Annotated in this window: 4 protein-coding genes and 2 pseudogenes; 5 read left to right on the top strand and 1 reads right to left on the bottom strand. The window is 68.9% G+C overall.

Annotated elements, in window-relative coordinates:
• Nucleotides 1-11 precede the first annotated feature (11 nt).
• The 5 genes and pseudogenes from COGEMETH_RS13940 to COGEMETH_RS13920 form a co-directional block, all read left to right on the top strand.
• Nucleotides 12-434: pseudogene (locus COGEMETH_RS13940) on the top strand (sigma-70 family RNA polymerase sigma factor); the annotation flags it as partial.
• Complete coding sequence (locus COGEMETH_RS13935) at nt 431-1,204, top strand: anti-sigma factor family protein (protein WP_238183238.1); 774 nt, start codon at nt 431-433, stop codon at nt 1,202-1,204. The pseudogene COGEMETH_RS13940 and the gene COGEMETH_RS13935, both read left to right, overlap by 4 nt.
• 9 nt (nt 1,205-1,213) lie before the next feature.
• Nucleotides 1,214-2,326, top strand: a complete 1,113-nt coding sequence (locus COGEMETH_RS13930; RefSeq protein WP_238183237.1) for a catalase family peroxidase — start codon at nt 1,214-1,216, stop codon at nt 2,324-2,326.
• Between the two features lie 8 nt (nt 2,327-2,334).
• Nucleotides 2,335-2,871, top strand: coding sequence for a cytochrome b (locus COGEMETH_RS13925; RefSeq protein WP_373875367.1), 537 nt, complete (start codon nt 2,335-2,337; stop codon nt 2,869-2,871).
• Between the two features lie 29 nt (nt 2,872-2,900).
• The gene (locus COGEMETH_RS13920; RefSeq protein WP_238183235.1) at nt 2,901-4,034 is read left to right on the top strand and encodes an FAD-dependent monooxygenase; all 1,134 of its coding nucleotides are present in this window, start codon (nt 2,901-2,903) and stop codon (nt 4,032-4,034) included.
• 26 nt (nt 4,035-4,060) lie between these two features.
• Here COGEMETH_RS13920 and COGEMETH_RS13915 read toward each other — a convergent pair.
• Nucleotides 4,061-4,654, bottom strand: a pseudogene (locus tag COGEMETH_RS13915) (IS5 family transposase); the annotation flags it as partial.

The following is a 4,654-nucleotide window of genomic DNA, read 5'->3' as shown; positions in this document are numbered from 1 at the left end:
CATAACACGCTCTAGAACGGGCCGTCGGTCGGTGGCACCAGCGCCAAGTCGATGGCGACACGCGGACCTGGCTTTTCGCCATCCTCCACAACCTCGCCGTGACGCAGATGCGCCAGCGTGCGCGGCGCGGCGCTCACATGCCGATCGAAGATACGGCGGAAGCCAACCTCGCTGTGGCACCCACACAAGAGAGCGGCCTGCGCCACCGCGACTTGATGAGCGCGCTCGATGCCCTGCCGGAGGAGCAACGCAGCGTCCTCCTGCTGGTGACAGTGGAGGGGCTGTCCTACGCCGAAACCGCCGACATCCTCGCCATCCCGACCGGCACCGTGATGTCCCGCCTGTCCCGCGCCCGAGACCGGTTGCTCCAGCTCATGGACGGCACCGACGCCGCCGCTCCGGCCAAGCGCCCGCTCCTGCGGAGGGTGAAATGACCATGCGTCCCATCAGCGACGACGATCTCCAGGGCCTCGTGGACGAGCGGCTGGATGCCTCCCGCAGGCGCGAGGTCGAAACCTATCTCAACGATCATCCCGAGGCGCGGGCGCGCGTCGACCGCCTCGTCGCTTTCGGCGAGGAGATGCGGGCCGCTTTCGCGCCCATCGCCGCCGAGCCGGTTCCTGCCCAGCTGAACCTGACGCGGATCGTCGAGGCACGCCGTCGCCCGCAACGTCCCGTCTGGCAGGCAATGGCAGCCGGTCTGCTTCTTCTCCTCGGCGGCGCCGGAGGCTGGGGCCTGCGCGATGTGGTCTCACCGGTGCCGACTGGGATCGAGGCGTTGGCCCAGGCTGCGAGCATGAACTACGCGGTCTATGCCCCCGACCACACCCGGCCGGTCGAGCTCGCCGCAGCCGACCGGGACGAGCTTGCCGGCTGGTTCTCGGCCCGGCTGAAGCGGCCGGTGGGCGTGCCTGACCTCAGCGGCTCCGGCTATCACCTTATGGGCGGACGCCTCGTCGCAACGGCCCAGGGGCCAGCCGGCCTGCTGATGTACGATGACGGGCACGGCGCGCGCTTCGTGATGTTGATGCGGCCGATGTCCGTGCCCAGCGACGCGCCGATGCAGCCGCACACCTCGGAGACGTCGAACGGCTACGCCTGGGCCCAGGACGGGCTTGGCTACAGCCTCGTGGGAGCGGCCGACCCGGCGGTCCTGCACCCGCTCGCCAATGAGTTCCGTCGCGCCACCGCGAAGAAGATCTGAAGGCCAGCTATGTCCCTCCTCAACGACCTGACCGGCGCTAGTCCGGCTCTGAACCCGCGCGCCGTTCTCCTGCGGCTCGGTGCCATCGGAGGGCTTGTCGTCGGCGCCGCCGGGGCCTTCGCCTATGTCGGCGGCTGGTTCTCGCCGGGCACCCTGACCCAGGCGCGGATCGTCGACCGCTTCGAGAGGGTCAACGGACCGCATCCGGGGTTCCGGCGCAACCACGCCAAGGGGCTCTGCCTAGTCGGCCGCTTCGAGAGCACCAGCCGGGGCGAGCGCCTGTCGAAGGCGTCGCTGTTCGCGGCAGGCCAGATCACCCCGGTCACCGGACGCATCGCCCTCGCGGGCGGCCAGCCCTACGCGGCGGATGCCGCCACGACGGTACGCAGCCTCGCTCTGCGGTTCCAACTTCCCGATGGCGAGGAATGGCGCACCGGAAACAACGATATCCCGGTCTTCCCGGTGCGGACCCCGGAGGCGTTCTACGCCCAGCTTCTCGCCGCCAAGCCCGATCCGGCCACGGGCAAGCCCGATCCGGAGGCGCTCAAAGCCTTCTTCGCCGCGAACCCGGAGAGCGCAACGGCGGCGGCCCTGATCAAGGAACGCAGGATCACCTCCGGGTTCGCCGACGACACCTTCCGGGGCTTGAACGCCTTCCAGTTCGTGGCCGGAGACGGCACGGAAACGCCCGTTCGCTGGGCGTTCGTGCCGGGGCAGGCCGAGACAGCGGAGAGTGCGGCTCAGACCGCACGCGCGGACAAGAATTACCTGTTCGACGAGTTCGAGACTGCGGTCCGTCGGGCGCCCGTGCGGTGGCACCTCGTCGCCTCCCTCGGCGAAGCAGGCGATCCCACGGCGGACGCGACGCGTCCCTGGCCGGCCGAGCGGACGAGCGTCGACCTCGGGACGGTGATCGTGACCGCGACGGAGGCGGAGGCCGACGGCAATTGCCGCGACGTGAACTTCGACCCCCTGGTCCTGCCCGCCGGCATCGCGGGATCGGACGATCCGCTGCTCAGCGCGCGCTCGGCAGCCTACGCGCAATCCTTCGCGCGACGCGCGGGCGAGCCGAAGGCCCCGAGCGCCGTCCACGATGTCCCCGCTGCAGGAGCCGGATTGTGAGCACCAACATGAACTTCAACCGACCGGCCCGGCTGCTGCACTGGACCATGGCCGGCATGATCCTGGCGATGCTGTTCATCGGCGTTGCGATGGTGACCTCCCTGGCGCACTATGACGCCCTCGTGGCGCTGCACCGCCCCCTCGGCATCGGCATCCTGATCCTCGCGGCGCTCCGCCTCGTCAACCGCTGGCGCCATCCGCCGCCCGAACTGCCGGCGGACCTTCCGGGCTGGCAGCGACAGGCGGCGCACGCCTCGCACATCCTGCTCTACGGCTTGATGCTCGGGTTGCCGCTGATCGGCTGGGCGATGCTGTCGGCGGCCGGCTACCCCATCGGGCTCGGCGGCGCGGTGGTGCTGCCGCCGATCCTGCCGCGCGATCCCACGATCTACGCCTGGCTGCGTCCACTTCACACGATGCTGGCCTACGCCCTGTTCGGTCTCATCCTCGCCCATCTCGGTGCCGCGCTGATGCACGGGCTGATCCGCAAGGATGGTGTCTTCTCCAGCATGGCCCTGCGCTTGACGACGCCGCGGTCACGATGACGACGGGCCAGGCAACGAGGCGAGACAGCATGGACGACAGCGCAGCAGGCCGGGTGCTCATCGCCGGGGGCGGTATCGCCGGACTTGCCATGCGGCGAGCGCTGCAGCGACGCGGCATTCCCTCGCTCACCCTGGAGCGGCGTCCGACGCCGGCCGATGCGGGCCTCGCCATCAACCTGCCGGGGAACGCAGTCCAAGCCCTTGGCCAGCTCGGCTTGAGCGAAGCCCTGTGCACCGTCGGCTCACCCGTCCGTCGGCGCGAGTACCGCACCGAGAGCGGGCGCCTCCTCTTCGAAATCGACGAGGCGGCGTTCTGGGGAGAAGAAGCGTGCCCGCGTTGTGTGCGTCGCGCCGACCTGCTGCGCCTCCTGACGCTCGACCTTCCCCCGACCGATCTCCGGCCGGGATCTGAGATCAGCGCCGTCCGGCAGATGCCGAGGGGCGTCGCGGTCGAGATCCAGGATGGCACGGCCGAAACCGGCGAATTCCTCGTCGGCGCCGACGGTGTCCACTCGCGGGTTCGACGCGACACGTTCGGCGCTTCCGCGCTCGGAGCGGCGATGCTGGCCTCGGCGAGCTGGCGGTTCATGGCACCGAACCCGGGTCTTGACGCTTGGACGCTGTGGGCCGGATCGAACGGATTGTTCCTGCTCATCCCCGTCGACCGTGGCGAGGTCTACGGCTGGGTCTCAGTCGGCGGATCCGCCGGACGGGAGCGGGACTTGGCTGCCTTCCAGACTGCCTTTGCATCGTTCCCACGGCTCGTCCGCAACACCCTCGATGCGGTTCTGGCCCAACCCGAAGCGCTTTATCATTCCCCGCTCGAAGAGGTCCACATTCCGAGTTGGACCCGGAACCGGGTGGCGCTCGTGGGAGACGCCGCGCACGCGACTGCACCGGTTTGGGCTCAGGGGGCCGCCCTCGCCCTGGAAGATGCGCTGGTGCTGGCCACGCTACTTGCCGAGCGGATGGACTGGGACATGGTCGGTCTAGAGTACGAGGCGCTACGCCGGCCCCGCGTGGCCCATGTCCAAGCGATGACCGATCGCCTATCGCGGACTGCACGGATGCCGGGCTGGGCCAGAAACCTCCTGCTTCCCATGATTGGGCCGCGCAGCTACCGCGCGACGTACTCCCCGCTCCGCGCACCGGTCTCGGCTTGAGCATCGGGCTGAGAGTCAGTCCGACATCATATCGTTTTCTGGCAGAGTTTTCGCGTCATGAGGCGGATTGAGGCCAAGAGGAGGAATGCGCGCGCCTTGCGGGTTCTGCATTCCCAATCCTTGGCCAGTCGCCAGCAGCGGTTGAGCCATCCGATGGTGCGCTCCACGATCCAGCGCTTGGGCAGCACGGCAAAGCCCTTGGCCTGATCGGAACGCTTGACGATCTCGACTGAGATCTGGCGGCAGACCCGGCGCAGGCCGGTTTGAAAGACCGGTCCCTGGTAGCCGCCGTCGGCGTAGAGCTTGATCAGGAACGGGTAGAGGCCGAACAGCGTGGCCATCACCAGCACACCGCCATCGCGGTCCTGGATGTCGGCCGGGTGTACCAGGGCGTGCATCAGGAGACCCTGCGTGTCGACGAGGACGTGCCGCTTCTTGCCGCGGATCTTCTTGCCCGCATCGTAGCCCGGCGGGTCGATCGAGGCCCCCCTTTTTCCGCGCCCTTGACGCTCTGGCTATCGATGATCCCCGCCGTCGGGTTGGCCTCCCGCCCGGCCTGTTCCCGGCAGGCCACGTAGAGCGTGTGATGGATCCGATCGAGCGTCCCGTCGTAGTCCCAC

The sequence above is a fragment of the Methylobacterium trifolii genome, from assembly GCF_022179685.1.
GTDB lineage: Bacteria > Pseudomonadota > Alphaproteobacteria > Rhizobiales > Beijerinckiaceae > Methylobacterium > Methylobacterium trifolii.
The sequence above is the reverse complement of the archived record's forward strand: the minus strand, read 5'-3'. Positions and strand labels throughout refer to the sequence as shown.